The following is a 26,179-nucleotide window of genomic DNA, read 5'->3' as shown; positions in this document are numbered from 1 at the left end:
GAAAAGGGACGATAGCTTAATGGCTATCGTCCCTTTTCTATTTATTTATTCATTTGATTTTGTTTTTTTGATACAATCATTTGACGCAAGGCACTGATAATTGCGGGTAATGCAGAAACAAGCAGAATACCAATCAAAACGATTGAAAAGTGTTCGCTGACAAATTGATTACCGCCAAAATAAAAACCAGCTTCGACTGCTATAAATACCCAAAGCGTTACGGCTAACATTTCTAACATAATAAAGTTTCGGTAACGGAACCCTGATACTGCAGCTGTAAAAGGTACTAATGTTCGAATAATTGGTAAAAAACGACCTAAGATGATAGCCATTTTGCCATGCTTAACAAAAAAATCATTTGCTTCCTGTAAATGTTTTTCCTTGATAAAGCGACCAAGTATCGGATGATGAACTAATTTCAATCCAACAGTTCGACCAAGGTAAAAATTAAGGGAATCACCACTTGTTGCAGCAATCCAGAACAATAAAATTAGTACCCAATGGTTGAGTGAATTACCTGATAAGGCAGCAATTGAACCTGCTGCAAATAACAATGAATCACCAGGTAAAAATGGTAACACAACAGCACCTGTTTCAATAAAAATAACAGCAAATAGCGCGGCGTAAGACCAACCACCCCAAGCATTTACAAGATTATTTAAATGAACATCAAGATGGAGGAATATGTCAATAATTTGAACCATTTTGTGTTTAAACTCCTATATTTTGTCAATTGACTTAAAATTACTTAGCTATTAGTTTATCACTTTTTTAAGCCCCTGTAAGTTATATGTTATAATAACGTCAATGTATTTAACATAACTTAAGAGGTGAATAACAATGGCATTGCCACAATTAGATATGGATGAAGTTACTGGACCAGTTGCAACGTTAGCAACAACGTTAGGTGATATTAAAGTGCAACTATTTCCTGAACAAGCGCCAAAGACGGTTGAAAATTTTGTTGGCTTAATTAAGAAAGGCTATTATGATGGTATTATTTTTCATCGTGTGATTAATGAATTTATGATCCAAGGTGGCGATCCAACTGGTACCGGTATGGGTGGTGAGTCGATTTGGGGAAAGCCATTTTCAGATGAGTTTTCAGATGAAGTCTTTAATCTTCGTGGTGCGCTGTCAATGGCTAATGCTGGTCCTAATACGAATGGTTCACAATTCTTTATTGTACAAGCTCATAAAGTGCCTGAACGGATGTTACAATCACTTGCTGGTACAGTACCAAATGAGATTTTAGAAGCGTATACTAATCATGGTGGGACGCCATGGTTAGACAAGCATCATACTGTGTTTGGCCAAGTTGTTGACGGGATGGATGTCATTGATAACATGGCAACACAAAAGGTTGATTTTGCAGATAAGCCCAAAACTGATATTCAAATTTTAAAAGCAACGGTTACAGATTAACGGCTGCACCGAGAGTTATTCTCGGATACATATGACAAAATTTATAAGGAGGGATAGTAATGACATTTCATATTGGGGATGTTGTTGAAGGAACAGTAACTGGTTTGCAACCTTATGGTGCGTTTGTTCAATTGGATGAACAGCATCAAGGTTTGATTCATATATCAGAATGTCGATCAGCTTACATACGAGAAATTGAAGATGAAATTAAAGTTGGTCAATCAATTCGGGTGATGATTTTAGATATTGACATTTATAGTCAAAAGATATCACTGTCACGACGTACAGTATTAGATGGTTATGATAAGTTGCCTCTTAGCAAGGATAAAGCAATGCATGACCATAAATATGCACAACATCACTATTGGACAAATCAGCATCTACAGATTGGTTTTGAAACAATTTCTGAATCTGGATCAGCAATGATTCATGAAGCCTTAGACAGATTACATCAGTAAAGAACATAGGGAGATTAAGATGTCACTTATTGCAGGTACCATTATTTTTACTCGAAATGAACAATCATATTTTTTAGTAACAGATGAAGTACCATTGCCGAAATTTTACACTGTCAAAATGCACAAGCATGCGGGTGATACAGCTTTAGGATCAATTGTGAGTGGTATGCAGGATGAATTAGGTATTGATATAAACAATTTACGTTTTGGTGAGCTTGCAGCGTGGCATACACAAGGTCTAGATTCTACAGAAGATCTAGTATCGTTATATACATTTGAGCCAGTTGATGCTAATGCTTTGAATCTAGAGAGATTAAATCTTTTAGGATTACAATTTGTGAATGCAAAAGATGTTGTTGATTTTCTGAAGAATGTTGATATGACTGGAGTGGCACAATTAGACTAATCTTTTAAAAAAACACTTGCAATTCAATTCTAAATTAGGTATTATTAAAAAGTTGAGTTTTGAAGAAAGATTACATTCTTTATTTAAACGCAATAATAATTAATTGAAATTAAATGTTGACAATCATCATTTAATCAGATATGATTATTAAGTCTTGTTGGAAAAGCAACATTTTTAATAAACTTGATAGGTAATTATTCTTCTTGACATTATTTATTAAAGTTGCTATTCTAATATAGCTGGCGTTGAGGAAACGCTTTCTTGAGATAGTTCTTTGAAAACTGAATATCGTTTCGATGAAACAAATGTGTAGGGTCATCAAGCAATTTGCTTGATACAAAAACATTTGCGAAGTCAATTCGCTAATAAATTCGTTTAACTTCTGTTAAACAAATAACAACAATTGAGTGATACTCAAACTTTTAAAATGAGAGTTTGATCCTGGCTCAGGATGAACGCTGGCGGCGTGCCTAATACATGCAAGTCGAACGCTTTGTCTTTAAATGAAATGACGAGCTTGCTCAGATTTGATTTTATCTGACAAAGAGTGGCGAACGGGTGAGTAACACGTGGGTAACCTACCTCTTAGCAGGGAATAACATTTGGAAACAAGTACTAATACCGTATAATACCAACAACCGCATGGTTGTTGGTTGAAAGATGGTTCTGCTATCACTAAGAGATGGACCCGCGGTGCATTAGCTAGTTGGTAAGGTAAAGGCTTACCAAGGCCATGATGCATAGCCGAGTTGAGAGACTGATCGGCCACAATGGGACTGAGACACGGCCCATACTCCTACGGGAGGCAGCAGTAGGGAATCTTCCACAATGGGCGCAAGCCTGATGGAGCAACGCCGCGTGTGTGATGAAGGGTTTCGGCTCGTAAAACACTGTTATAAGAGAAGAACGGCACTGAGAGTAACTGTTCAGTGTGTGACGGTATCTTACCAGAAAGGAACGGCTAAATACGTGCCAGCAGCCGCGGTAATACGTATGTTCCAAGCGTTATCCGGATTTATTGGGCGTAAAGCGAGCGCAGACGGTTATTTAAGTCTGAAGTGAAAGCCCTCAGCTCAACTGAGGAATGGCTTTGGAAACTGGATGACTTGAGTGCAGTAGAGGAAAGTGGAACTCCATGTGTAGCGGTGAAATGCGTAGATATATGGAAGAACACCAGTGGCGAAGGCGGCTTTCTGGACTGTAACTGACGTTGAGGCTCGAAAGTGTGGGTAGCAAACAGGATTAGATACCCTGGTAGTCCACACCGTAAACGATGAGTGCTAGATGTTCGAGGGTTTCCGCCCTTGAGTGTCGCAGCTAACGCATTAAGCACTCCGCCTGGGGAGTACGACCGCAAGGTTGAAACTCAAAGGAATTGACGGGGACCCGCACAAGCGGTGGAGCATGTGGTTTAATTCGAAGCAACGCGAAGAACCTTACCAGGTCTTGACATCCCTTGCTAATCCTAGAAATAGGACGTTCCCTTCGGGGACAAGGTGACAGGTGGTGCATGGTTGTCGTCAGCTCGTGTCGTGAGATGTTGGGTTAAGTCCCGCAACGAGCGCAACCCTTATTATTAGTTGCCAGCATTCAGTTGGGCACTCTAGTGAGACTGCCGGTGACAAACCGGAGGAAGGTGGGGATGACGTCAAATCATCATGCCCCTTATGACCTGGGCTACACACGTGCTACAATGGCATATACAACGAGTCGCCAACCCGCGAGGGTGCGCTAATCTCTTAAAGTATGTCTCAGTTCGGATTGTAGGCTGCAACTCGCCTACATGAAGTCGGAATCGCTAGTAATCGCGGATCAGCACGCCGCGGTGAATACGTTCCCGGGTCTTGTACACACCGCCCGTCACACCATGAGAGTTTGTAACACCCAAAGCCGGTGGGGTAACCTTTTAGGAGCCAGCCGTCTAAGGTGGGACAGATGATTAGGGTGAAGTCGTAACAAGGTAGCCGTAGGAGAACCTGCGGCTGGATCACCTCCTTTCTAAGGAAAATCGGAAACCTACACAGTCAACGAAACGGTATTTAGTTTTGAGAGATTTATCTCTCTGATTTATTAGTTCTTTGAAAACTGAATCATAATTGTAAATTTTTAAATTCATTTCAATTGATATTAATCAATTAAATTGAGCCGAAAAAATACACCGCGTAATTTTTTGAGTTTTTTAAATTAGTTTAAAATCGCTTGTGACCATTGAGTCACAATACTCAAACGAAATCATCAACGAGAGTTGATCGGTTAAGTTATTAAGGGCGCATGGTGAATGCCTTGACACTAGGAGCCGATGAAGGACGGGACTAACACCGATATGCCTCGGGGAGCTGTAAGTAAGCTATGATCCGGGGATTTCCGAATGGGGGAACCCAACTTGTGATGCAAGTTATCGTTCAATGAATTACATAGTTGAACGAAGGTAGACGTTGTGAACTGAAACATCTCATTAGCAACAGGAGAAGAAAGAAAAATCGATTCCGTCAGTAGCGGCGAGCGAACGCGGAGGAGCCCAAACCAGTGTGCTTGCACACTGGGGTTGTAGGACTACCGTTGTGGAGTTACAAATTTGTTTATTAGCAGAAGCAGCTGGGAAGCTGAGCGAAACAGGGTGATAGCCCCGTATGCGAAAGTAAGCAAACTCCCGTGTAGGATCCTGAGTACGGCCGGACACGTGAAATCCGGTCGGAAACTGCGAGGACCATCTCGTAAGGCTAAATACTCCCTAGTGACCGATAGTGAACCAGTACCGTGAGGGAAAGGTGAAAAGCACCCCGGAAGGGGAGTGAAAAAGTTCCTGAAACCATGTGCCTACAACAAGTTAGAGCCCGTTAATGGGTGATAGCGTGCCTTTTGTAGAATGAACCGGCGAGTTACGATAACATGCAAGGTTAAGGTGGAAAGACCGGAGCCGTAGCGAAAGCGAGTCTGAAATGGGCGTTCGAGTATGTTGTTGTAGACCCGAAACCAGGTGACCTACCCATGTCCAGGGTGAAGGTGCGGTAAAACGCACTGGAGGCCCGAACCCGTACATGTTGAAAAATGTTGGGATGAGGTGTGGGTAGCGGTGAAATTCCAATCGAACTTGGAGATAGCTGGTTCTCTCCGAAATAGCTTTAGGGCTAGCCTCGGAAGATAGCGTGTTGGAGGTAGAGCACTGTTTTGGTGCGGGGCCCATCTCGGGTTACTAAATTAAGATAAACTCCGAATGCCAATCACGTATGTCCGGGAGTCAGACAGTGAGTGATAAGATCCATTGTCGAAAGGGGAACAGCCCAGATCGTCAGTTAAGGTCCCTAAGTGTGTGTTAAGTGGAAAAGGATGTGAAGTTGCATAGACAACTAGGATGTTGGCTCAGAAGCAGCCACCATTTAAAGAGTGCGTAATAGCTCACTAGTCGAGTGATTCTGCGCCGAAAATGTACCGGGGCTAAACACACCACCGAAACTACGGGTGCCACATTAGTGGCGCGATAGGAGAGCGTTCTAAGGGCGATGAAGTCAGACCGTGAGGACTGGTGGAGCGCTTAGAAGTGAGAATGCCGGTATGAGTAGCGAAAGACAGGTGAGAATCCTGTCCACCGTATGACTAAGGTTTCCTGGGGAAGGCTCGTCCTCCCAGGGTTAGTCGGGACCTAAGGCGAGGCCGAAAGGCGTAGTCGATGGCTAACAGGTTGAGATTCCTGTACCAGGTGAACATGTTTGAACAATGGAGGGACGCAGAAGGCTAACAGAACCCAGCAGTTGGAAAAGCTGGGTCAAGCAATGAGTCTGAGAGTGAGTCAAATGCTTGCTGTCATAAGGACAAGTTGTGATGAGGTCCGAAATCAAGTAGGGAAGTCTGTGATGTCACGCTGCCGAGAAAAGCTTCTAGTTAGTGTTTACCTGCCCGTACCGCAAACCGACACAGGTAGTCGAGGAGAGCATCCTAAGGTGAGCGAGTGAACTCTCGTTAAGGAACTCGGCAAAATGACCCCGTAACTTCGGGAGAAGGGGTGCTCAGCGCAAGCTGAGCCGCAGTGAATAGGCCCAGGCGACTGTTTATCAAAAACACAGGTTTCTGCAAAATCGTAAGATGACGTATAGGGGCTGACGCCTGCCCGGTGCTGGAAGGTTAAAAGGAGTGCTTAGCTTCGGCGAAGGTACGAATTGAAGCCCCAGTAAACGGCGGCCGTAACTATAACGGTCCTAAGGTAGCGAAATTCCTTGTCGGGTAAGTTCCGACCCGCACGAAAGGCGTAACGATCTGGGCGCTGTCTCAACGAGAGACTCGGTGAAATTTAAAGACCCGTGAAGATGCGGGTTACCCGCGACAGGACGGAAAGACCCCATGGAGCTTTACTGTAGCTTGATATTGAGTGTTTGTGCAGCTTGTACAGCATAGGTAGGAGCCGTAGAAATCGGGACGCTAGTTTCGATGGAGGCAAACGTGGGATACTACCCTCGTTGTATGAACACTCTAACTCACACCACTAAGCGTGGTGGAAGACAGTGTCTGGCAGGCAGTTTGACTGGGGCGGTCGCCTCCTAAAAGGTAACGGAGGCGCCCAAAGGTTCCCTCAGAATGGTTGGAAATCATTCGTAGAGTGTAAAGGCACAAGGGAGCTTGACTGTGAGACTTACCAGTCGAGCAGGTACGAAAGTAGGGCTTAGTGATCCGGTGGTTCCGCATGGAAGGGCCATCGCTCAACGGACAAAAGCTACCCTGGGGATAACAGGCTTATCTCCCCCAAGAGTCCACATCGACGGGGAGGTTTGGCACCTCGATGTCGGCTCATCGCATCCTGGGGCTGTAGTCGGTCCCAAGGGTTGGGCTGTTCGCCCATTAAAGCGGTACGCGAGCTGGGTTCAGAACGTCGTGAGACAGTTCGGTCCCTATCCGTCGCGGGCGTAGGAAATTTGAGAGGAGCTGCCCTTAGTACGAGAGGACCGGGGTGGACGTACCACTGGTGTATCAGTTGTTCCGCCAGGAGCATCGCTGAGTAGCTATGTACGGATGAGATAAACGCTGAAAGCATCTAAGTGTGAAACTCGCCTCGAGATGAGATTTCCCATTCAGTAATGAAGTAAGACCCCTCAAAGATGATGAGGTAGATAGGCTAGAAGTGGACGTGCGGTGACGCATGGAGCGGACTAGTACTAATGGTTCGAGGACTTAACCAAGTAGCGAGTGGTGTAAGGCAAAAAAAGTATTGACATTATGATTCAGTTTTGAGATAATTAATCTCGTGGTTGCTTTTAATAGTAATCGTGTCGTGACGATAGCACTGAGGTCACACCTGTTCCCATACCGAACACAGCAGTTAAGCTCAGTTACGCCGAAAGTAGTTGGAGGATCGCCTCCTGCGAGGATAGGAAGTTGCGATGCATCAATGGACGTTTAGCTCAGCTGGGAGAGCACCTGCCTTACAAGCAGGGGGTCACAGGTTCGAACCCTGTAACGTCCATTGGGTCGTTAGCTCAGTTGGCAGAGCAGTGGACTTTTAATCCATGGGTCCTGGGTTCGAGCCCCAGACGACCCACTTTAATAATATGTATCTATTTCGTCAAACTGGCAACTGTATGATTGTTGCCGACTTAGCTCAGTTGGTAGAGCATCGCTCTTGTAAAGCGGAGGTCGAAGGTTCGAACCCTTTAGTCGGCATCATGCGAATATAGTTCAGTTGGTAGAACGCTACCTTGCCATGGTAGAGGTCGCGGGTTCGAATCCCGTTGTTCGCTTTGCCGGCTTGGCGGAATAGGCAGACGCACAGGACTTAAAATCCTGCGATGGAGACATCGTACCGGTTCGATCCCGGTAGCCGGCATATTATTTGCACCTATAGCGCAACTGGATAGAGTGTCTGACTACGAATCAGAAGGTTGAAGGTTCGAATCCTTCTAGGTGCATTACAAACGTAAGTTTGTTTTTTTTGTTGCTAGTTGTTAGCATGTTCGGGACGTAGCTCAGTTTGGTAGAGCACCTGGTTTGGGACCAGGGGGTCGCAGGTTCGAATCCTGTCGTCCCGATTATGACACTAAGTGTTATGATTCGCGGTGTAGCTCAGCTGGCTAGAGCGTCCGGTTCATACCCGGGAGGTCGAGGGTTCGATTCCCCCCGCCGCGATTGGCTAAAATAACTTGGACCTTTAGCTCAGTTGGTTAGAGCAGACGGCTCATAACCGTCCGGTCGTTGGTTCGAGTCCAACAAGGTCCATTTAGGCCTTAGGTATTTATGGAGAATTACCCAAGTCTGGCTGAAGGGAACGGTCTTGAAAACCGTCAGGTCGGGAAACCGGCGCGTGGGTTCGAATCCCACATTCTCCTTCGTTATTATTATTGATAACCATTATTTATTATCGCGGGTTGGAGCAGTCTGGTAGCTCGTCGGGCCCATAACCCGAAGGTCGTAGGTTCAAATCCTACACCCGCAATTAAATCAGATTAAGTATATTTTGTCTGTTGGTCGCATGGTCTAGTTGGTTATGACGTTCGCCTGTCACGCGAAAGATCACGGGTTCGAATCCCGTTGTGACCGTTTTATTTTTTGGCGCGGTAGCTCAGTTGGTAGAGCATACGATTGAAGCTCGTAGTGTCGACGGTTCGATTCCGCCCCGCGCCATTGCATCATGAATAAATGTTGTTATGCGGATGTAGTACAATGGCTAGTGCTCCAGCCTTCCAAGCTGGGAATGCGGGTTCGATTCCCGTCGTCCGCTTTTGTTGTATGGGACTGTAGCTCAGCTGGTTAGAGCGCACCCCTGATAAGGGTGAGGTCGGAGGTTCGAGTCCTCTCAGTCCCATTTTGTTAAAAGTTCGCTTTTGACATGGGGACATACTCAAGAGGCTGAAGAGGCGCCCCTGCTAAGGGTGTAGGTCGGGAAACCGGCGCGAGGGTTCGAATCCCTCTGTCTCCGTACTTAATACATTTAATTAGTAATTAAAGCAATTCTTCTTTGGAGGGTTGCTTTTTTGTTATAGAATAAATTTTTAAATTAATAATGCATTATTAGTTGTTATAGTCACAATTAATTATACCTAGTATTTATTATGATAATTTTTGTAAATTTTAAATACTTTCAGTGTGTAACTATGCCATTGATAGACACTTTGGACTATCTTTCATTATCTGGTAAGAGAATTTATATAGAAAGACAAAAATGATTTCGACGGGATGTGTATTCTGTGATGACTATGTATTATGTCCCCCTGTTCTCTACCATATATTTAAGATATATAAAATGATTAGCTGTATTTCATAAACTTTTTTATTTTTAAAACAATAAAAATAAGCGATTCATTAATAGTTATTGTTACTACGACATTTGTCGTTGGCATACTTTTTTACAATGCTAATCATGAATAAAGCACTGTAATTAATAAGGGGAAATCGATCACGAGATAAATGGCATATTTTGTTTGTGTTATAACCATTAAGTCAATGCTGTCATGTGCCAAGTGAATTTAATCCTAGATTGTTAACTATTAAATTTAGTCACCATGCACATCAGAAAAAAGATTGCAAAATCTGCATAATGAAAAATGTAAAAATTAATTATTTTGGGGAACTACGTGAAACTTGATAAAATAAAAAGTTATACGAATGCTGGTATTGTATTGATTGCTTTATGAAAAATATCATAAAACATGTATTTAAACTATAATTGACAACAAAATAACATATAAAATAGCTTGTTTATTATTTAATTTACATTTATGCTATTATTATATTTTTTGTTCTGGAGATCACATAAATGAAATTATTAAAAGGTAGTTTAAAACGACGTCGTGAACAATTGGGAATTTCTCAGGCTGATGTAGCAGAAGGCATATGCCATCAATCACTACTATCTCGAATAGAGCGTACTGACGAAATTTCAAATATCACTGTTTTACAGCAACTTTGTGCTCGGTTACAATTACGGGTATCAAACGTGGCTAAAATAAACGAATTAACAGTCACACCGTTGACTGTTATTCGTTATTTTATTGATATTGGTCAGATTGAGCAAGCAGCAAATCGTTTGGATAGTTCAACATTATTACGACGCTTGCCTATATTTGCATTGCCGGAATATAATCTGTTACGGGCAAAAATTGCGTTATCGCATAATCAAGTCACCGTTGCGATGCAATTATTGCAGATTGCTTTGGGTGATGATGAAAAACATCAAATGGAGCTAATGATTGAGATATATACAGAAATGGGAGCAGCTTGGGCTAAACAAGGGGAATATGTTTATGCCTCTGAATATTATGAGCGAGCCTGTGGACTTATCAAAGGTTATCGACCGTCAATGCAAGCCGAGTTAGGTAAAGTTATTGCCCACACGTATTACCATCAAAGTGAGTTATATCTTGCGGTTAATAATCCAGAAAAGGCAAAAGAACGGATTACAAAAGCGCTAGACATGTTACCAATAAATGAACATTTCCATCAAATTATCAAATTCCAAAAATTACGTGTCCAGTGTTGTGAAAAATTATCATTGTTAAAAGAAAAGCAAGAAGCTCAAATGCTAATTTATGCCGCGGCTGAATTTTCCAAGGATATTCATTTACAAGATGATGTGAAACAATATTTGGAAAAGCATTAAGAAAGCACCTAGCGATATCGCTAGGTGCTTTTATATAGGTTAATAGCCACGTGTATAGTCAACAAGGTTATTAGTTAATGATTTATGATTAATAAAATCAGGTAGATTTTTCATAAATACCTCAAACAAATCAACTGATTTACCAGCCCAAGAAGTATGTTGTGTTAACAACAAATTGTCTTGATGCCATAAATTAGAATCTTCCGGAATTGGCTCCGGTGTGGTAACGTCTAACGCAGCGTGTAAGATGTGACCATCATTTAACTTACTTAGTAGTGATGATTGATCAACCGTTGTGCCACGACCAATATTGACAAACAAAAATAAATGTTCAAATAGTGATAAATGTTCATCATTAAAGAAAAAATTCGTTTCTGGTGTACCTGGTAAAGCATCTATAACAATTTCAATGTCTGTGGGCAGTTTTTCCAAATGATTCAGTGCAAAAGTTTTATCAAAATTTGGCACTGACCGACCACTTGTATTGACACCGTAAACTGTTGTACCAAAAGCATGTAAATATGTCGCAATTTGTTGACCAATATGACCAGTACCAAAGATGACAACAGGTAATTCTTTCAGAGTAAACTGATTTTCAAATGGTTGCCAAGTATGTCTTGTTTGATAGACATTAAGACCACGTGCAAAGTGGAAGATATAGCTCAAAACAGTTTCAGCAATAGGAGTAGCCCTTTGTCCACTAGCATTTGTTAAAATGATACTATTTTTGGATAATTTTTCTAAAGGCATGTAATCAACACCGGCAGAATAGGCTTGAACCCATTTTAGTTGATGATTAGGAGTATCCATAATTTGATTAACGATATCTTCTTTCCAACCGTAAACAATTTGTATTTTTGCATAATCTGAATCAAGCAGCTCTTCTCGTTTGATGACAGCGACATCATATTGTTTTAGTATGTCAATTTGGTCGTTACTTAACGGAAATAAGGCTAGTAATTTTGTTGACATGATAATTCCTCCAAATAAGTTGATTTAACCTAATTCTAAGCGAAATAAAAGCAAACGTCTATATAAATGTAAGCGATTTCATCACGACTTATGTTAAAGGCAAATGACGTTTGTAATAATAATGAAAATATTCACAAATAATCAATAATTTTGCAAAAAAATATACAAAAAAACGACGAATTAAGTGGTAAATCACAAAAAAAATATGTACAATAAAGTTTATATGGGCACTTAGAGCGCTTAGAAAATTATTTGTTGAGTAGGAGGTTAGTTTTATGAACTTGGTAGCAGGTCTTTCTATTTTGAACCTTGCAAGATTCCAATTCGCTATGACAACGATTTTTCATTTTTTCTTCGTACCGTTATCAATTGGATTAGGTATTATTGTTGCATTAATGGAAACGATGTACGTTATTAAGAAAGATGACCAATATAAACGAATGGCAAAATTCTGGGGTAAGATATTTATGCTCAGCTTTGCCGTTGGTGTTGTTACAGGAATTATTCAAGAATTCCAATTCGGTATGAATTGGTCAAGATATTCACGATATGTTGGTGATATCTTTGGACCGGCTTTAGCGGTTGAAGCTTTAGTTGCATTCTTTTTAGAGTCAACTTTCTTAGGTCTATGGTCTTTTGGATGGGATCGATTTAATAAGAAATTACATTTGTTGTTTATTTGGTTAACAACTCTAGGTTCTGCTTTTTCAGCTCTTTGGATTCTAGCTGCTAACTCATTTATGCAAAATCCAGTTGGATTTCAGGTTGATCATAAATTCAACCGTGCAGTGTTAGTTGATTTTCCAGCTTTGTTGAAAAATCATCAATTATGGTTGGAATTCCCACACGTTCTTTTCGCAACGTTCCTAGCAGGGTCGTTTGCGGTCATTGGCGTTTCTGCTTGGTCATTGTTACGTCGACCTCATCATGAGCTAGATTTCTTTAAAAAATCTGTCAAGATTGCGGCTATTGTTGCACTGATTGGAACTGCTGGTATGGCATATACTGGTGATCGTCACTCGTTGTACTTACAAGATGATCAACCAATGAAATTCGCAGCGTCAGAAGGTATTGCTGAGAATGTTGGTAGTGATACAAAGCAGGCACCTTGGTCTGTGATTGCTTACACTGATCCAAAGACTCACGATGTCAAGTGGTCATTGGATGTGCCTTACATGTTATCGATTTTGGCTCATCACTCATTAACTGGTGGTAGCAAAGGTTGGAATGAACTAAATAAAGAAATGCATGAGAAGTATGATCTGAAATTTGGGCATGATATGAATTATTACTTGCCAAATAATACGATTTACTATAGTTTCCGTATTATGGCAGTTTCAGCAGGTGCATTTGGTTTGCTAGCATTGATTGTTTTGTGGGCCGTGCGTAAGAAGTCAAAGATTGATATATCAAAGTACAAGTGGGTTCTTTGGATATTTGGACTTTCAACATACTTGCCATATGTTGCCATCACTTCAGGTTGGTTAGTAACTGAACTAGGTCGTGCGCCGTGGGTTGTTTATGGTGTCTTGACTATGGCTGATGCCGTATCACCTAATGTTTCGGTTGCATCATTATTGACGTCTAATATTCTGTACTTCTTAACATTTGCAATATTAGGCTTGATTATGATTATGTTGTCTCGTCGTGTCATGATTGCAGGACCAGAATCAGTTGATGAGGTGGCTACTGAAGAAAATGTTGACCCATTCTCAGCAGAAGCGTTTGAAGCTGGAAAGGAGGCCTAAACAATGACGGGATATCAAATTTTATGGTTTGTTCTGATTGCGATTTTGTTTGCTGGTTTCTTCTTTTTAGAAGGATTTGACTTTGGTATTGGTATGTCATTAAAGACATTGGCTAAAAATGAAGCAGAAGAAGATGCACTCATTCAATCAATCGGTCCTCATTGGGATGGTAACGAAGTATGGCTGATTACGGCTGGTGGTGCGATGTTTGCAGCCATGCCGTTCTGGTATGCCTCACTATTTTCTGGTTTCTACCTGATCTTGTTTGCAATCTTAATTGGTTTAATTTACCGTGGTGTGTCATTCGAGTTCCGTGGCCAGATGCAAACTGCTAAGTATCGTAATTTATGGACGACGATTTCAGCAATTACATCAATGGTAGTGCCTTTCTTGTTTGGTTTATTATTTACAGATGTTGTACAAGGCATGCCATTAAATGCCCATGGAGACATGTCAGCAAATTTCTGGGATTATTTCAATATTTTCTCAATTGTTGGTGGTGTTGCAATGGCGTTGTTGTCTTATGTTCATGGTTTGAATTATGCTCGTCTAAAGATTACGGATGGTTCACTACATGTGCGTATACAAAACCAACTAAAGGTACTATATCCAGTATTATTAGTTGGTGAGGTGGCCTTTGCGATTACATTATTTATCTTCACTGATTTCTTTACTAATAAGCCAATCATAACAGTTGCTATGTTAGCTGCAATCGTGGTTTTAACGTTGATTGCATGGGCAGTCACTTTAAAACAACAGAATACCTTGGCATTTATTGCTTTAGGACTTGTTATCGTACTTGTTGTCGTACTATTATTCACAGGATTATTCCCACGTGTGATAGTTGGTAATGAAGCTGGCATGTCACTTCTATTGAAGAACGCAACTTCAACGCCATATACGTTGAAGTGGATGACGATTATTTCATTTACAGCATTACCAATTGTATTGGCTTATCAAATTTGGAGCTTTTACGTTTTCCGCGACCGCATTCATGTTAAGAAGATTTCATATTAATCATAAATTAACTGTAAGAGGTTAACGGGTTCGAAAAGGTTGGAACAATATTTGTCCCAACCTTTTTATACATATCAATTTATTTTTAAGGTGAAGGGAATATTTTATGTTAGATAAACGATTATTTAAATTTGCCGGAGCAAGGACGGCGTTAGGATTACTTTGTGTTTTAACATTTATTCAATCATTGGCAATTATTGGTCAAGGACGGGCGCTTAGTGTTGCCTTAACAAAGTTATGGCAACATCAGCCATTACAATCTGTTTTTTGGATTGTTTGCATTTTTATTGGTGCGTACGTCTTGCGTCAATTAATGGGTGTTTTTAAGGAGTACGTCTTAGCACCGTTTGCTGATAAGACAACGGCGATGTTACAAAGAAAATTAACGCAACAATATGCGAAATTAGGGCCCAAGACAATTACACAACTTGGAACCGGAAAGTCAGTTACTTTAGCAGTTGAAGGAATTGATCAGGTACATGATTATTTCACATTAGTATTAGTCAAATTATTTGACATGATGATCATTCCTTGGGTTATTTTGGCATATATATTGACAATAGATTGGAAGCAAGCCATCTTTCTTTTTATGATTTATCCAGTGATTGTCTTGTTTATGATAATTTTAGGATATGCTGCACAAGCAAAGGCTGATCGAGAGTACGATACATTCAATCGGTTATCTAACCATTTTGTAGATTCTTTAAGAGGATTGACCACTTTGAAACAACTTGGTTTAGCAAAACAATATGCAAATAATATTTATGAAGTATCAGAAGAACATCGTAAAGCAACTATGAGTACTTTGAAAATTGCGATTTTATCAACTTTTGCATTAGATTTTTTTACAACATTATCAATTGCGATTGTTGCGCTCTTTTTAGGATTAGGATTATTAAATGGGACAATGCCATTACTACCAGCTTTGACAATCTTGGTATTGGCGCCAGAATATTTCTTACCAATTCGTAATTTTGCTAATGATTATCATGCAACGTTAAATGGTAAAAATGCTTTTGCTGATATTATGGAAATGTTAGATAAGCAACCAGCTGGTGATACAAATGATTATCATAGTAAGCAACAACAATGGCAACCTTCTGATACGTTAAAATTAAAGCATGTTGACTATCAATATCCTGAAGCAAAAACAAAGGCTTTGAAGGATATCAACTTAACATTTAAAGGGCATCAAAGAATTGCCATCGTTGGGACTTCTGGTTCAGGTAAATCTACACTTTTGAATTTATTAGGTGGTTTTTTGGTCGGTAATGGTGATATTGAAATAAATAACCAGTCAGTAGCTCACTTGCAACAAAATGATTGGCAAAATCAATTACAAGTCTTACCACAACGTCCTTATATTTTTCATGATACTTTACGTAATAACTTGGCTTTCTATGCACCAAATAAAACAGATGCTGTATTAATTCAGGCATTACAAACAGTCGGCCTCAATGATTGGTACGCTAATCTGCCAAAGGGCTTAGATACTTTAATTGGTGAAGGTGCTATGCAAACATCGGGTGGGCAGGCACAAAGAATTGGTATTGCGAGAGTCTTACTGGATCAAAATCGTCGGGTGCTATTGTTAGATGAACCAACAGCACATTTAGATATTGAAACTGAAGTTCGCTTAAAAGAAACGATGATTCCGTTATTTAAAGATCGTTTAGTGATTTTTGCAACACATCGTTTACATTGGTTAACTGAAATGGATTGGATTTTAGTCATGCGTGAAGGTGAAATCGTTGAACAAGGAACGCTATCGGATTTGATGGCTAATAATGGCTACTTTGTAGCTTTGCAGGCAGCAATGCGAGGTGACAAAAATGCATAAATTATTTGAGTTAATAAAAAAAGATACATGGGTATTTCCATATTTAAAATCATATAAAAAATTATTAGTATTAATTATATTTTTAGGATTTATGACAAATTTTTCTGGGGCAGCGTTGATGTTTACTTCGGGATTTTTAATTTCTAGATCTGCACAGTTACCTGAGAATATTTTAATGGTGTATGTTCCGATTGTTTTAACAAGAGCTTTCGGAATTGGACGACCAACATTTCGTTATGCTGAACGCTTGGTGTCGCATAATTGGGTGTTGAAAATTGTTTCAACATTTCGCAAGCGCTTATATGAATTAGTTGAAGTTGGTACGAAATCTGTTTATGCGAAATCACAAACAGGTGAAGTATTAGGTGTGTTAGACAATGATTTATTTAAGATAGAAAATTTTTATTTACGTACATTATTTCCAACTGTTATCGGTTTGGTTATCTATGTTTTGATTGCAATTGGTGTTGGTGTGTTTGATTGGGGTTTTGCTTTAGCTATCTTAATTGTCTTGGGGATGACGACAATTTTGGCACCGATGATTACTTTGGCGGTGAATGGTGCACGTGATTTTAAGCAACAACAATTAGAAGGAAAGTTATACACGGACTTAACTGATTCTGTAATGGGATTGCAAGATTGGATTTTAGCAGGACGGACAAATGAGTTATTTGAACGTCAACAAAATGATTTTGATGCGATTAATCAGATAAAATCGAAGCAATCACATTTTAATTGGTGGCGCGATATGTTTGGGGCTGTCATTATTGGACTGACGGCTATTCTCTTATTGATATTTGCAACTAAACAATTTGGACATGATAGTTTTGGTGTTAATTGGATTGCAGCCTTTGTGTTAGCTATTTTTCCAGCAGAAGATGCACTAACTTCTATTAGTACAGGTATTGGTGAGTGGCCACGTTATCAAGATTCAATTCAGCGCTTAAATCGAATGGATATAGAATCTAAACATGAGAAACAACAGGTTATCGAACAAAATGATCAACGAATTGAACAACCAGAAATTAAGTTTAATCAAGTAAACTTTGGGTATAATGATACTGTTGTGTTGGCAAATTTGAATTTAACAATCGGTTATGGTAAAAAGTTGGCCATTTTAGGACAATCTGGTGCTGGCAAAACCACTTTTTTAAAGTTACTATTAGGTGATGAACAACCAAATAGTGGATCGATTACAATTAATGATATCTCAATCGATCAATTGCAGCAGCAACGTTCGTCTATCATTGCTGTGTTAGATCAACAACCTTATATCTTTGCAAGTTCTGTTGCTAATAATTTGAGATTGGGTAATTTACATGCGACAGACGAAGCATTGTGGCAAGTTTTGAAACAAGTTGACTTAGCAGATTTAGTGGGAAGTTTACCTGAAGGATTAGATACGCCTATGACTGAAATGGGTAGTCGTTTTTCTGGTGGTGAACAACAACGTTTTGCTTTAGCCCGTGTGTTACTGCAAGATACACCAATTGTTATTCTTGATGAACCAACAGTTGCATTGGATCCAATTACTGAATTGCATGTCTTGCAAATGATTTTTGATACATTAGCAGATCGAACGATTATATGGGTGACTCATCATTTAACGGGTATTGAATTTGTTGATGAAGTTATTTTTATTGAAGATAAAGAAATTACAATGCAGGGCATGCCGCAATATTTGATGGCAACAGAACCAAGGTTTAGAAAGTTATTGCTAATGGATCATGGTCAACTAACAGATATTTAAGAAGGTGATTTTCTGGCTAGACCAAAGAAACGACGGACAAAAAAGAAGAGAAAAAATATTATACAATCTTTTTTTGTTGAAAAGGGGCAACTAAACAGAGGCCGTTTGTTAGTTTGTGTGATCATTGTGTTGGGATTTGGCTTTTGGCAAACAGATTTACATTTTCAACAAGAAAAAAAGGAAAAACCAACTAGTGAGGTGTCGAAAGTGCCGGTATCACATGAATTATTTATAAAAAAAATTGCTCCTGAAGCGCAACAACTTCAAAAGCAATACGGTGTTTTACCATCCATTAGTATTGCTCAAGCTGCTTTAGAATCTAATTGGGGTCAATCAGAATTATCTGCTAAATATAATAATTTTTTTGGAGTCAAAGCCACAGCTGATCAACCAAGTGTCACATTAGCTACAAAAGAATTTGAAAATAATCAATGGGTAACTGTTAATACGTCATTTCGAGTATATGATAGTTGGCAAGAATCAATGGCGGCACATGCAAAATTATTAGCAAGTGGAACGAGTGATAATCCACAACGGTATGCAGCAGTTATTCAAGCAACCGATTATAAAACCGCGGCTAATGCGTTAGTAACGGGTGGTTATGCAACGGATCCAGTTTATGCTGAAAAAATAATTCAGATGATTGAAACTTATCATTTGAATCAGTATGATAATAAATAGAGACGGATTAAAAAGGGTGAGATAAAATGAATAATGAAATTTTACCAGGTGCAACAATTGGTATTATTGGTGAAGGTATTACCAGTCGCTATTTAGCACAAGCGGCACATAATATGGGGTATCAGGTTGCTGCCTTTAGCAGCCATGCTGACGCAGTTGTTTTTAAGGATGCGGATTATCGCTTTATTGGTAAAGCAGATAATAATGATGAAATAGAAAGCTTTGCGGCATTGTCGGATATGATTACCTATACTTCGGCTTGGTTGCCAACGCAGATTACAGATGAACTGGCTAATCAAATTATTCCGCAAGGCACGTCGATATTAGATATAACAGACGATCATGCTGTTGCAAAGGCATTTTATGAAAATGAATCTTTGAATATTTTGCCATATGTGACTGGCAGTTCGTTAGATGAAATTGCTCAAGCAGGGACAGAATTAGGTTACCCCATCATTGTTAAACCAGTTTTTAAACACAAACATATCGATGATCAAGTCATTTTGCGAGGTGACTGGGACTTAGGCTTAGTCGCACCTTTGATTGATGGCAGTACGTTATTAGTTGAACCTTGGCTTGAAAATACGCAATCATTTGTGATGACTGCTGTAAGAGGGATGCATGATGAAACGATGCTATATCCTTTAAGAAAAGTGGCACCGTTAAAAACAGGACTAACAAGTGCTTGGATTACTGGTAATGTGTCAGATGAGATCGTCCAAGAAATTACTAAGGTTACAAGGAAGTTAGGAGAAGCCTTAAATTATGTTGGTGCTTATGACGTTACCTTTCTATTGACTGGGAATGGCACGTTGTACCTAAGAAACGTTATCCCTGGTTTATCTAAGACAACGGTATTATATGACGCTGTGGCCAATATTAGTGTCACAGGACAACATTTACGGGCAATTACTGGTCAAAAGTTACCTGAAGTTGTTTTTGAACAGTCAGCTGTTTACTTACCTGTTACGAAACAAGAGGAGGCTCGGTTATACAGGCACTGGCAAATTCAACCTTATTGGCAAATTGCAGCATATCAAGCACCAACGCTGCTACCACAGACAGGGCATGTATTGGCTGTTGGTGCAAGTTCTGAGCAGTTATTAAATCAATTACATGTTGCTGGTGTTTGGCAGCTTAACGAATAGTAACATTGATTGTATAATCTTTTGCATATTAAAAAGGACATTAGTCATGAGACGTTCTCCGAAAGTTAAATTTTCACTTTAACTTTTAGGGAACACCTCGCATGACACTGATGTCCTTTTTATGGTTCTTGGCGATTAAAAAGAGATTTGCAATAAAGTAATAAAAACACTGGCAAATGATAGAATGAGCATAAAGATCACAAATCCTTGAATTACTTTTTGCATGGTTGACTTTTTTTTATTTTTTTGCATTCTAATACCTCTGATTTTCCATTTAGTCTATTGTATCAAAAAAATTGGATAACGTACCACAGAGTGATTAAATAAAGGTATAATAAATAGATTGATGAATTAAAGGAGGCAGGCATGCTGACATTATTTAATTGGCCAGTAACCGTGTTTATCGCGTTGATTGTACTTATTATACTCTGGATCATTAAACAAGTTTTCTTAAAAGATCGTTGGCCTAAAAGCTTAAAAGTAACGGACATTGCAGTTTTTGTTGCTTGGTGGAGTATTGCTGCAACAACATTTGAAATATGGCATGTCACCATGCTAACACCATTATTATTAATGTTTGTTGTTTGGGGTATTGCCCTAGCCTTGTATCAAGGGTTTGTGCGAGAAAACTTTGTGACTCGCCGTTTTTGGTTAATTTGGTGGCGAATTAGTACACTCGCTAGTTATGTGTTTTTAGTTGGCATTGTCATCTATGCCTATTTTATGACTCGTGCTTGATAATAAGGAGTAAATTCATGGAAAAAATTAGTGGTTATGTTAAAACTTGGCAAGCTGATAAGGGATTTGGTTTTATTGAATTAAAAGATGAAGACGATGTTTTTGTTCATTTTTCGGCTATTCAAACACCACGTGTTCGCGATTTAATTGTTGGTCAAGAAGTAAAACTGGTGGTCGTACAGGGTGTTCGCGGACCACAGGCTGCAGCAGTTGAGGTATTAGATTAAAAATTGGAGGGACGTCATGATAGATTTATCAACAGATACCGAAAAATTTAAAGAAACAGTTTTAAGTGAGACCGAACAATATCATGGGCATATTATTCGAGCAACTGAGCAAATTGTTGCACTACCAGATGGTCGGCAATCAAAACGAGATATTGTCTATCATGCAGATGCGATTGCAATTCTTGCATTGACGACTGATCATAAAATGATTTTAGAACAGCAATGGCGTGCCCCTGTTAAAAAAATAACTTTGGAGGTGCCAGCTGGTAAAATAGATGATCGTGATCAACAACCAATAGATGCAGTTAATCGTGAATTAAATGAAGAAACAAGATTGCAAGCTGGCACAGTTAGTAAGATTACGAGTTTTTACTCATCTGTGGGCTTTTCAAATGAATATATGACTTTGTATTTAGCAACTGATTTAGCGCCAGTTGATAACAAATTACCACAAGATGATGACGAACAAATTCGGCTAATATATGTTAGTTATCAAGAAGCAACGGCACTATTTGAGAGTGGTCAATTAGAAGATGCTAAAACAAATATGGCATATCTTTACTGGCGTACTCTACAGTGATAGGTAAAAAAATGGTATTTAAAAGAAAATCACGGCAAAGCAATCGACAACGGCGATCAAAACAAGTTATTGATCCAACTGAGGAGCAGAGTAGCCAAGTAGTTACGCCAACCAATAGTGAACCAGAATTGCTCACACGTGAAGAACATCGGCTAACACGACATGGTCGATATGAATTAGATCCTCAAACACGGAAATTAACTCAGAATGGTAAGACAACGCGACTAGAACATCGGTTAAATTTATTCATTTTTGGGTTAGTTATGCTAATCGTGTTGACTTATCTCGTGCTATTCTTTTTATAGTAAATTTTTAATTAAGGAGTATATATAAAATGAGATATGGCGTTATAAATGCAATGGCAGAAGAAAAAGCAGCTTTAGTAGCTGCAATGGTCGATGAAAAGAAAACAACGATTGCGGGTAAGTTATTTCATCATGGCAAAATTGGACAGGTAGATGTTGTCGTTGTTGAGTCGGGAATCGGCAAAGTTGCCTCAGCTTTAACAACGACCTTATTGATTACAAATTTTGGTGTTGATGCGGTTATTAATTCAGGCTCTGCTGGTGCATTAGGCAAAGATTTACGAATCGGTGATGTTGTCATCGCAAATGAACTAGCTTATGCAGATGCAGATGCACGTGCGTTTGGTTACGAATATGGTCAGGTACCACAACAACCAGCTCGTTTTAAAACGAGTGTTGAACTATCCAGAGAACTAGCAAAAGCTTATGAAACAGTGACAGCGGCGCATTTGGTAACTGGCCTAATCGTCACGAGTGACTCATTTATTGCTAGTGATGAGCAAAAGCAAGTTATTTTGAGCCACTTTAAAGAGGCTCAGTCTGCTGAAATGGAAGGTGCTGCCATTGCGCAAGTTGCAAGTTATTTTGATATTCCTTTTGCAGTTGTTAGAGCAATATCGGATAACGCCAATGGTGAAGCGGGTGTGACTTTTGATGAATTTATTATTGAAGCAGGTAAACAATCTGCGCAAGTGCTAATTAATTTCTTTAATGCACAAGTTTAATGGTTAGGTAGAAAGGAGAAAAATAGTGGCATTTGAAACGACTGTAAAAGTAGTTGGCGATAATGTTGTTTATCAGTTTAATTCAGAATTAAAACAATATGCTTTAGGTGATACCGGTTTTGTTAAAAATAATGCTGGGGCATATGTCATGAAACGTTCATTGGAACCAGACAAAGGACTTGATGACGCTATTAAACTGAAAGTTGTTGTTAATAAGCAATTGTCAGGTATCAAGATAAAGACTATTAATCCGAGTGGCAATGCGACGATTAATATTTTTAAGCATGATAACAATGACGAACTTGTGACCTTATATCGTTTTTATTTAGACGAATTAGTCAATCGAGAAATCATTAGTAAATTGAAATAAATTAAATAGAAACAGGTTGATACAGATGAAAATACCCCATAATTGTTAGATTGTTTGACTAACAACTATGGGGTACTTCAGTGTAACAAGCTGTTTTTTATTGTTAAAAGTAAAAATGTTTAAATAAAGTTAACTTTACTACTGTCATATTATCGTAAATAATAAAGAAATTTTTAATAAAAAAGGCGAATTTTAAAAAAAAGTTGCCTTTTAAAGAAAAAGTTATTATTCATTAACCAGTTAATTATTATTTTAAGAAAGGTAACAGAACAGGCATCAATCAGGGGAAATAAGAAGATGTTACAATTAAATTTCTGATAAAAAGTGAGTTTGTGATACAGATGTAACGCAGTGTCGCAGCATTGTAACGAATTAAATGCTGAACTTGGTAAACTAATATTTGTCGTTAAGAGTTCGATTCCCAACACAGAGATATGCCTGTGTTGCAGAGGATTGAATGAGAGTATATGCCAATAAGGCAAACATCAAGGAGATTTATTTACATGAATAAGAAAGTACTTACTGCATTAACTGTTGCTGGTATTGCAACTGCTGCAATGGCCACTGATGTATCAGCTGATACATACACTGTTAAATCAGGAGACACTCTATCATCAATCGCCGCAGATCATAACACCACAGTTGATCGCATTTTAAATGCTAACAAAATTTCAAATGCTAATTTGATTTTTGTCGGCGAACAATTTGAATTGGATGATCAAGCAACTTCAGCCCAAAACACACCAGCATCAAGTGCTGCAACAACACAAACAACAACGGCCTATGTTGCACCAGTTGCAAGTCAAGCAACGACGGTAACACCAGTGTCAAGTGCTGCAACAACGCAAACTACTGCAGCTGTATCAAGCGCTGCAACAACACAAACAACAACGACGTCAACTAGTTCAGCTTCTGGTTCGACATATGACCAATTTATTGCTGCTGGTGGTACTGCTGCCTTGTGGAACTCAGTGGTTATGCCTGAGTCAGGTGGAAATGCTAATGCTTCAAACGGTCAATATCATGGATTAGGCCAAACTAATCAATCATGGGGTTACGGATCAGTGGCAACACAAACACAAGGTATGTTAAGTTATGCAGTTTCACGTTATGGTTCTGTTGAAAATGCCATTTCTTTCCGTGCTGCTAACGGTTGGTGGTAAAATACGTTGTCGTAGATAATTTTTACGTGACGCATTATTAAAAGCTATACTAACAAACGTTGATATCAGCGTTAGGTCAGTATAGCTTTTTTGTATGCTGTATTAAATTTTCTGGTGCTGCTTTGCCATTGGTGGAAATTGATTTGTATTTTCATCAATGGGCCATAACCAGTAATTTTCGTTTGCGAGCAGTTGTGTTTGTTTTGTATGCAAATCAAGCATATTTGAAAATTTTATTTGTGATATTTCAGTAGATAAAATGGGCGCTTGTATAAGATATACTTGAGAAACAAGGCCACGCTCATCATCAATTAATAAGGCATATTTCGGTTTGCTTGTTGGTGCAGTATAGATTTTAATCATTGGGCTCTCCTTAACTAACGATTGTTTTTAAATATCTCGAAAAATTTCCTGCCAGGCTTGTTTATTAAGTTTGGGCTTTTTTCGCTGGATACGAGGTTGTTTGACGTAAGTGGCTTTTTTGTATGCACGAATGATTGTTTGTTGGATATCTTTTTCTGGTGGTAAATGATGAGTAATAAATGCCACAGTTTGTGGTGGCAAATCCTGAAATTCGTTTTGGTGATCAATGAACCATCGACGCATATCATCATTTAAGCCAGCATGACGACGAATTCTTTGTAGCAATTCATCTAAGCCAAAGTCTAATTGATGGATTGCTGATTGTAGTTGACGAGCAACACTTTCCGAAATACCAAGGTGATCGGCAAAGTGAGTAATGCCCAACTTAATTGTTTCACCTAAATCATTCATTAAAATATATTGATATTTTAAGCGACGACCACAATCACAGTATAATTGAGGTGCATTTTTCATATGATAATTTAGATTTTCCTGGTAACCAGATAATGACCAGTGACGCCCGTGTCCAATTAATTCATAATTCATAAATAATGACGTTTGTTGGTAACGGATATGTTGTTTGATAACCGCCTGTTGTGCGGGTGTTAATTGTTGCCAAGTTTCTTGACGTCGTTCTTTAGTCAGTGAAGTTTTATGTGATTTTGGATGAGCTATTACCATGATATGTTATCTCTTGACTATATTGTTTTTGCTTTCTGAAATTCTGTTAGACGTTGTTGCAAGGTGTTATAAATGCGTTTTATATCAGATGCTGTGCCACGTAGTTCATAATTGGCAATCAATGGGGCATGAAATTGGATAGCATAACGACGAGCAGTTAAAATATATTGTGCATTAAAATTTTTATTACCTGAACCAATAATACCTAATAAATGGTGCTGATTTTCTGGTAATTCAAGTTGTTCACGTAAAGCATCAGTTAAAATTTCAAAAACGCCATTATCAATACCATTGCCACCATCTAAATAAGTTGGCACAAATGCAAAGAAGGGTTCTGTTGCAATAATATCAGGTGTCGCATCAGAGACTTCAACTGGGACAAAGGACGAATTACCTTGTTTTTCAGCATATGTGACTAATTTTTCTATGAATGAACGTGTATTTCCTGAAATTGAAATGTATAACAGATGAATCGGCATAGGGTTTTCCTCCAAACTTTTTATCATAATACTAAGTCTAAAAAACATTTCAATAATTAGCAATGAACGATGTAACGGAAAGTTATTATTTAATCTTTTTGTAATAATTCCGTCAAAGGCTTATGTGGAGCTACAAACCCCGTGTCAAGCCTTTTTTTTAGTAATTTAATGACTTGCAAATTGTTAGTTGAGTAGTTTATACTCAGTTCATATTAACAAAGCGTTAGGTTTTAAAAAAGAAAGTTTAGGTGAGATTATGCAGAACGTTACAGTATATACGAAAAATAATTGTATCCAATGTTTGATGACTAAGAAAACATTGACACAATATGGTATTAGTTATTCAGAAAAAAATGTTGAAAACGATGAGGAAGCATTGCACTTTTTGAAAGAAAGGGGTTATCAATCGGTACCCGTTGTCTTTTCAGAAGATATGGAGCCGGTTAAGGGATTCCGACCAGATTTACTTGCTAAGCTAAGCAAGGCAATGTAAATTTTACACTTAAAATATTAAGATACCTA

Annotated in this window: 23 protein-coding genes, 16 tRNA genes and 3 rRNA genes; 37 read left to right on the top strand and 5 right to left on the bottom strand. The window is 38.8% G+C overall.

Going from position 1 to position 26,179, the window contains the following annotated elements; translation table 11 throughout:
- Positions 1-41: 41 nt before the first annotated feature.
- Positions 42-704 carry a VTT domain-containing protein gene (locus tag AC3B5D_RS05865; RefSeq protein ID WP_489840953.1) on the bottom strand — a complete coding sequence of 221 codons (663 nt, stop codon included), beginning with the start codon at positions 702-704 and terminating at the stop codon, positions 42-44.
- Between the two features lie 136 nt (positions 705-840).
- Here AC3B5D_RS05865 and AC3B5D_RS05860 point away from each other — a divergent pair, with 136 nt between their 5' ends.
- The 23 genes from AC3B5D_RS05860 to AC3B5D_RS05750 all read left to right on the top strand — a co-directional run bounded on the left by AC3B5D_RS05860 (position 841) and on the right by AC3B5D_RS05750 (position 10,870).
- Positions 841-1,425: a peptidylprolyl isomerase gene (locus AC3B5D_RS05860; RefSeq protein WP_489840954.1), complete on the top strand. Its 585-nt coding sequence runs from the start codon at positions 841-843 to the stop codon at positions 1,423-1,425.
- Positions 1,426-1,484: 59 nt separating this feature from the next.
- Positions 1,485-1,883 carry a CvfD/Ygs/GSP13 family RNA-binding post-transcriptional regulator gene (locus AC3B5D_RS05855; protein WP_489840955.1) on the top strand — a complete coding sequence of 133 codons (399 nt, stop codon included), beginning with the start codon at positions 1,485-1,487 and terminating at the stop codon, positions 1,881-1,883.
- A 19-nt stretch (positions 1,884-1,902) separates the two neighbouring features.
- A complete protein-coding gene (locus AC3B5D_RS05850) occupies positions 1,903-2,289 on the top strand; it encodes a hypothetical protein (RefSeq protein WP_489840956.1) in 387 nt (128 codons plus the stop codon).
- A 423-nt stretch (positions 2,290-2,712) separates the two neighbouring features.
- Positions 2,713-4,287 (top strand): 16S ribosomal RNA (locus AC3B5D_RS05845).
- A gap of 253 nt (positions 4,288-4,540) precedes the next feature.
- Positions 4,541-7,457, top strand: a 23S ribosomal RNA gene (locus tag AC3B5D_RS05840).
- A gap of 88 nt (positions 7,458-7,545) precedes the next feature.
- A 5S ribosomal RNA gene (gene rrf, locus AC3B5D_RS05835) occupies positions 7,546-7,662 on the top strand.
- The 16S, 23S and 5S rRNA genes sit together here with 16 tRNA genes alongside, the layout of an rRNA operon.
- A 6-nt stretch (positions 7,663-7,668) precedes the next feature.
- Positions 7,669-7,741, top strand: a tRNA-Val gene (locus tag AC3B5D_RS05830).
- Positions 7,742-7,743: 2 nt separating this feature from the next.
- Positions 7,744-7,816, top strand: a tRNA-Lys gene (locus AC3B5D_RS05825).
- 49 nt (positions 7,817-7,865) lie between these two features.
- Positions 7,866-7,938 (top strand) — tRNA-Thr (locus AC3B5D_RS05820).
- 4 nt (positions 7,939-7,942) lie between these two features.
- Positions 7,943-8,015, top strand: a tRNA-Gly gene (locus tag AC3B5D_RS05815).
- A gap of 2 nt (positions 8,016-8,017) precedes the next feature.
- A tRNA-Leu gene (locus AC3B5D_RS05810) sits at positions 8,018-8,101 on the top strand.
- Positions 8,102-8,109: 8 nt separating this feature from the next.
- A tRNA-Arg gene (locus AC3B5D_RS05805) sits at positions 8,110-8,183 on the top strand.
- A 46-nt stretch (positions 8,184-8,229) separates the two neighbouring features.
- Positions 8,230-8,303, top strand: a tRNA-Pro gene (locus tag AC3B5D_RS05800).
- A 23-nt stretch (positions 8,304-8,326) separates the two neighbouring features.
- Positions 8,327-8,400: transfer RNA gene (locus AC3B5D_RS05795), tRNA-Met, on the top strand.
- A 16-nt stretch (positions 8,401-8,416) separates the two neighbouring features.
- A tRNA-Ile gene (locus AC3B5D_RS05790) sits at positions 8,417-8,490 on the top strand.
- 20 nt (positions 8,491-8,510) lie between these two features.
- A tRNA-Ser gene (locus tag AC3B5D_RS05785) sits at positions 8,511-8,600 on the top strand.
- A gap of 33 nt (positions 8,601-8,633) precedes the next feature.
- Positions 8,634-8,707: transfer RNA gene (locus AC3B5D_RS05780), tRNA-Met, on the top strand.
- Between the two features lie 30 nt (positions 8,708-8,737).
- A tRNA-Asp gene (locus AC3B5D_RS05775) sits at positions 8,738-8,811 on the top strand.
- An 11-nt stretch (positions 8,812-8,822) separates the two neighbouring features.
- A tRNA-Phe gene (locus AC3B5D_RS05770) sits at positions 8,823-8,895 on the top strand.
- Positions 8,896-8,920: 25 nt separating this feature from the next.
- A tRNA-Gly gene (locus AC3B5D_RS05765) sits at positions 8,921-8,992 on the top strand.
- Between the two features lie 10 nt (positions 8,993-9,002).
- Positions 9,003-9,076 (top strand) — tRNA-Ile (locus AC3B5D_RS05760).
- Positions 9,077-9,102: 26 nt separating this feature from the next.
- A tRNA-Ser gene (locus tag AC3B5D_RS05755) sits at positions 9,103-9,190 on the top strand.
- An 837-nt stretch (positions 9,191-10,027) separates the two neighbouring features.
- Positions 10,028-10,870 carry a helix-turn-helix domain-containing protein gene (locus AC3B5D_RS05750; protein ID WP_489840957.1) on the top strand — a complete coding sequence of 281 codons (843 nt, stop codon included), beginning with the start codon at positions 10,028-10,030 and terminating at the stop codon, positions 10,868-10,870.
- A 39-nt stretch (positions 10,871-10,909) separates the two neighbouring features.
- On the opposite strand, the gene AC3B5D_RS05745 is transcribed toward AC3B5D_RS05750, so the two are convergent.
- Positions 10,910-11,842: an NAD(P)-dependent oxidoreductase gene (locus AC3B5D_RS05745; RefSeq protein WP_489840958.1), complete on the bottom strand. Its 933-nt coding sequence runs from the start codon at positions 11,840-11,842 to the stop codon at positions 10,910-10,912.
- Positions 11,843-12,117: 275 nt separating this feature from the next.
- Between AC3B5D_RS05745 and AC3B5D_RS05740 the strand changes: the two genes are divergently transcribed.
- The 13 genes from AC3B5D_RS05740 to AC3B5D_RS05680 all read left to right on the top strand — a co-directional run bounded on the left by AC3B5D_RS05740 (position 12,118) and on the right by AC3B5D_RS05680 (position 24,134).
- Positions 12,118-13,590, top strand: a complete 1,473-nt coding sequence (locus AC3B5D_RS05740) for a cytochrome ubiquinol oxidase subunit I (protein WP_489840959.1) — start codon at positions 12,118-12,120, stop codon at positions 13,588-13,590.
- 3 nt (positions 13,591-13,593) lie between these two features.
- Positions 13,594-14,607, top strand: coding sequence for a cytochrome d ubiquinol oxidase subunit II (cydB, locus tag AC3B5D_RS05735; protein WP_489840960.1), 1,014 nt, complete (start codon positions 13,594-13,596; stop codon positions 14,605-14,607).
- 106 nt (positions 14,608-14,713) lie between these two features.
- On the top strand, positions 14,714-16,447 hold the full coding sequence (gene cydD / locus AC3B5D_RS05730; RefSeq protein WP_489840961.1) for a thiol reductant ABC exporter subunit CydD: 1,734 nt from the start codon (positions 14,714-14,716) through the stop codon (positions 16,445-16,447).
- Entirely contained in the window at positions 16,440-18,197 is a 1,758-nt protein-coding gene (cydC, locus tag AC3B5D_RS05725) for a thiol reductant ABC exporter subunit CydC (protein WP_489840962.1), read from the top strand. Before cydD ends, cydC begins: the two co-directional genes overlap by 8 nt.
- Before the next feature lie 12 nt (positions 18,198-18,209).
- Entirely contained in the window at positions 18,210-18,878 is a 669-nt protein-coding gene (locus tag AC3B5D_RS05720; protein ID WP_489841189.1) for a glycoside hydrolase family 73 protein, read from the top strand.
- Positions 18,879-18,904: 26 nt separating this feature from the next.
- Positions 18,905-20,026 (top strand): ATP-grasp domain-containing protein, encoded by a 1,122-nt coding sequence (locus tag AC3B5D_RS05715; RefSeq protein ID WP_489840963.1) that lies wholly within the window; start codon positions 18,905-18,907, stop codon positions 20,024-20,026.
- A 366-nt stretch (positions 20,027-20,392) separates the two neighbouring features.
- Positions 20,393-20,764, top strand: a complete 372-nt coding sequence (locus AC3B5D_RS05710) for a DUF3397 family protein (protein ID WP_489840964.1) — start codon at positions 20,393-20,395, stop codon at positions 20,762-20,764.
- A gap of 17 nt (positions 20,765-20,781) precedes the next feature.
- Positions 20,782-20,991, top strand: coding sequence for a cold-shock protein (locus tag AC3B5D_RS05705; protein ID WP_489840965.1), 210 nt, complete (start codon positions 20,782-20,784; stop codon positions 20,989-20,991).
- 16 nt (positions 20,992-21,007) lie between these two features.
- The gene (locus tag AC3B5D_RS05700; protein WP_489840966.1) at positions 21,008-21,571 is read left to right on the top strand and encodes an NUDIX hydrolase; all 564 of its coding nucleotides are present in this window, start codon (positions 21,008-21,010) and stop codon (positions 21,569-21,571) included.
- 11 nt (positions 21,572-21,582) lie between these two features.
- Positions 21,583-21,876, top strand: a complete 294-nt coding sequence (locus AC3B5D_RS05695; RefSeq protein WP_489840967.1) for a hypothetical protein — start codon at positions 21,583-21,585, stop codon at positions 21,874-21,876.
- 29 nt (positions 21,877-21,905) lie between these two features.
- The gene (locus AC3B5D_RS05690) at positions 21,906-22,601 is read left to right on the top strand and encodes a 5'-methylthioadenosine/adenosylhomocysteine nucleosidase (protein ID WP_489840968.1); all 696 of its coding nucleotides are present in this window, start codon (positions 21,906-21,908) and stop codon (positions 22,599-22,601) included.
- A gap of 25 nt (positions 22,602-22,626) precedes the next feature.
- The gene (locus AC3B5D_RS05685; RefSeq protein WP_489840969.1) at positions 22,627-22,971 is read left to right on the top strand and encodes a cysteine desulfurase; all 345 of its coding nucleotides are present in this window, start codon (positions 22,627-22,629) and stop codon (positions 22,969-22,971) included.
- A 503-nt stretch (positions 22,972-23,474) separates the two neighbouring features.
- A complete protein-coding gene (locus tag AC3B5D_RS05680) occupies positions 23,475-24,134 on the top strand; it encodes a LysM peptidoglycan-binding domain-containing protein (protein ID WP_489840970.1) in 660 nt (219 codons plus the stop codon).
- A gap of 102 nt (positions 24,135-24,236) precedes the next feature.
- Here AC3B5D_RS05680 and AC3B5D_RS05675 read toward each other — a convergent pair whose 3' ends face one another.
- Genes AC3B5D_RS05675 through AC3B5D_RS05665 form a run of 3 tightly spaced genes read right to left on the bottom strand, consistent with a single transcriptional unit; the run spans position 24,237 to position 25,657 of the window.
- Positions 24,237-24,497 (bottom strand): hypothetical protein, encoded by a 261-nt coding sequence (locus AC3B5D_RS05675; protein ID WP_489840971.1) that lies wholly within the window; start codon positions 24,495-24,497, stop codon positions 24,237-24,239.
- A 27-nt stretch (positions 24,498-24,524) separates the two neighbouring features.
- Complete coding sequence (locus tag AC3B5D_RS05670; RefSeq protein WP_489840972.1) at positions 24,525-25,178, bottom strand: hypothetical protein; 654 nt, start codon at positions 25,176-25,178, stop codon at positions 24,525-24,527.
- Positions 25,179-25,195: 17 nt separating this feature from the next.
- On the bottom strand, positions 25,196-25,657 hold the full coding sequence (locus tag AC3B5D_RS05665; RefSeq protein WP_489840973.1) for a class Ib ribonucleoside-diphosphate reductase assembly flavoprotein NrdI: 462 nt from the start codon (positions 25,655-25,657) through the stop codon (positions 25,196-25,198).
- Between the two features lie 256 nt (positions 25,658-25,913).
- On the opposite strand from AC3B5D_RS05665, the gene nrdH reads away from it, so the two are divergent.
- Complete coding sequence (gene nrdH / locus AC3B5D_RS05660; RefSeq protein ID WP_489840974.1) at positions 25,914-26,150, top strand: glutaredoxin-like protein NrdH; 237 nt, start codon at positions 25,914-25,916, stop codon at positions 26,148-26,150.
- Positions 26,151-26,179: the final 29 nt, after the last annotated feature.

The organism is Weissella sp. ESL1177 (assembly GCF_058107185.1).
This window is presented reverse-complemented; position numbering and strand designations above follow the sequence as displayed.

Excerpts from the sequence above, each read along its gene's own strand:
- AC3B5D_RS05865 (WP_489840953.1), bottom strand. The coding sequence starts at position 704 with ATGGTTCAAATTATTGACATATTCCTCCATCTTGATGTTCATTTAAAT.
- AC3B5D_RS05860 (WP_489840954.1), top strand. The coding sequence starts at position 841 with ATGGCATTGCCACAATTAGATATGGATGAAGTTACTGGACCAGTTGCA.
- AC3B5D_RS05855 (WP_489840955.1), top strand. The coding sequence starts at position 1,485 with ATGACATTTCATATTGGGGATGTTGTTGAAGGAACAGTAACTGGTTTG.
- AC3B5D_RS05850 (WP_489840956.1), top strand. The coding sequence starts at position 1,903 with ATGTCACTTATTGCAGGTACCATTATTTTTACTCGAAATGAACAATCA.
- AC3B5D_RS05750 (WP_489840957.1), top strand. The coding sequence starts at position 10,028 with ATGAAATTATTAAAAGGTAGTTTAAAACGACGTCGTGAACAATTGGGA.
- AC3B5D_RS05745 (WP_489840958.1), bottom strand. The coding sequence starts at position 11,842 with ATGTCAACAAAATTACTAGCCTTATTTCCGTTAAGTAACGACCAAATT.
- AC3B5D_RS05740 (WP_489840959.1), top strand. The coding sequence starts at position 12,118 with ATGAACTTGGTAGCAGGTCTTTCTATTTTGAACCTTGCAAGATTCCAA.
- cydB (WP_489840960.1), top strand. The coding sequence starts at position 13,594 with ATGACGGGATATCAAATTTTATGGTTTGTTCTGATTGCGATTTTGTTT.
- cydD (WP_489840961.1), top strand. The coding sequence starts at position 14,714 with ATGTTAGATAAACGATTATTTAAATTTGCCGGAGCAAGGACGGCGTTA.
- cydC (WP_489840962.1), top strand. The coding sequence starts at position 16,440 with ATGCATAAATTATTTGAGTTAATAAAAAAAGATACATGGGTATTTCCA.
- AC3B5D_RS05715 (WP_489840963.1), top strand. The coding sequence starts at position 18,905 with ATGAATAATGAAATTTTACCAGGTGCAACAATTGGTATTATTGGTGAA.
- AC3B5D_RS05710 (WP_489840964.1), top strand. The coding sequence starts at position 20,393 with ATGCTGACATTATTTAATTGGCCAGTAACCGTGTTTATCGCGTTGATT.
- AC3B5D_RS05705 (WP_489840965.1), top strand. The coding sequence starts at position 20,782 with ATGGAAAAAATTAGTGGTTATGTTAAAACTTGGCAAGCTGATAAGGGA.
- AC3B5D_RS05700 (WP_489840966.1), top strand. The coding sequence starts at position 21,008 with ATGATAGATTTATCAACAGATACCGAAAAATTTAAAGAAACAGTTTTA.
- AC3B5D_RS05695 (WP_489840967.1), top strand. The coding sequence starts at position 21,583 with ATGGTATTTAAAAGAAAATCACGGCAAAGCAATCGACAACGGCGATCA.
- AC3B5D_RS05690 (WP_489840968.1), top strand. The coding sequence starts at position 21,906 with ATGAGATATGGCGTTATAAATGCAATGGCAGAAGAAAAAGCAGCTTTA.
- AC3B5D_RS05680 (WP_489840970.1), top strand. The coding sequence starts at position 23,475 with ATGAATAAGAAAGTACTTACTGCATTAACTGTTGCTGGTATTGCAACT.
- AC3B5D_RS05675 (WP_489840971.1), bottom strand. The coding sequence starts at position 24,497 with ATGATTAAAATCTATACTGCACCAACAAGCAAACCGAAATATGCCTTA.
- AC3B5D_RS05670 (WP_489840972.1), bottom strand. The coding sequence starts at position 25,178 with ATGGTAATAGCTCATCCAAAATCACATAAAACTTCACTGACTAAAGAA.
- AC3B5D_RS05665 (WP_489840973.1), bottom strand. The coding sequence starts at position 25,657 with ATGCCGATTCATCTGTTATACATTTCAATTTCAGGAAATACACGTTCA.
- nrdH (WP_489840974.1), top strand. The coding sequence starts at position 25,914 with ATGCAGAACGTTACAGTATATACGAAAAATAATTGTATCCAATGTTTG.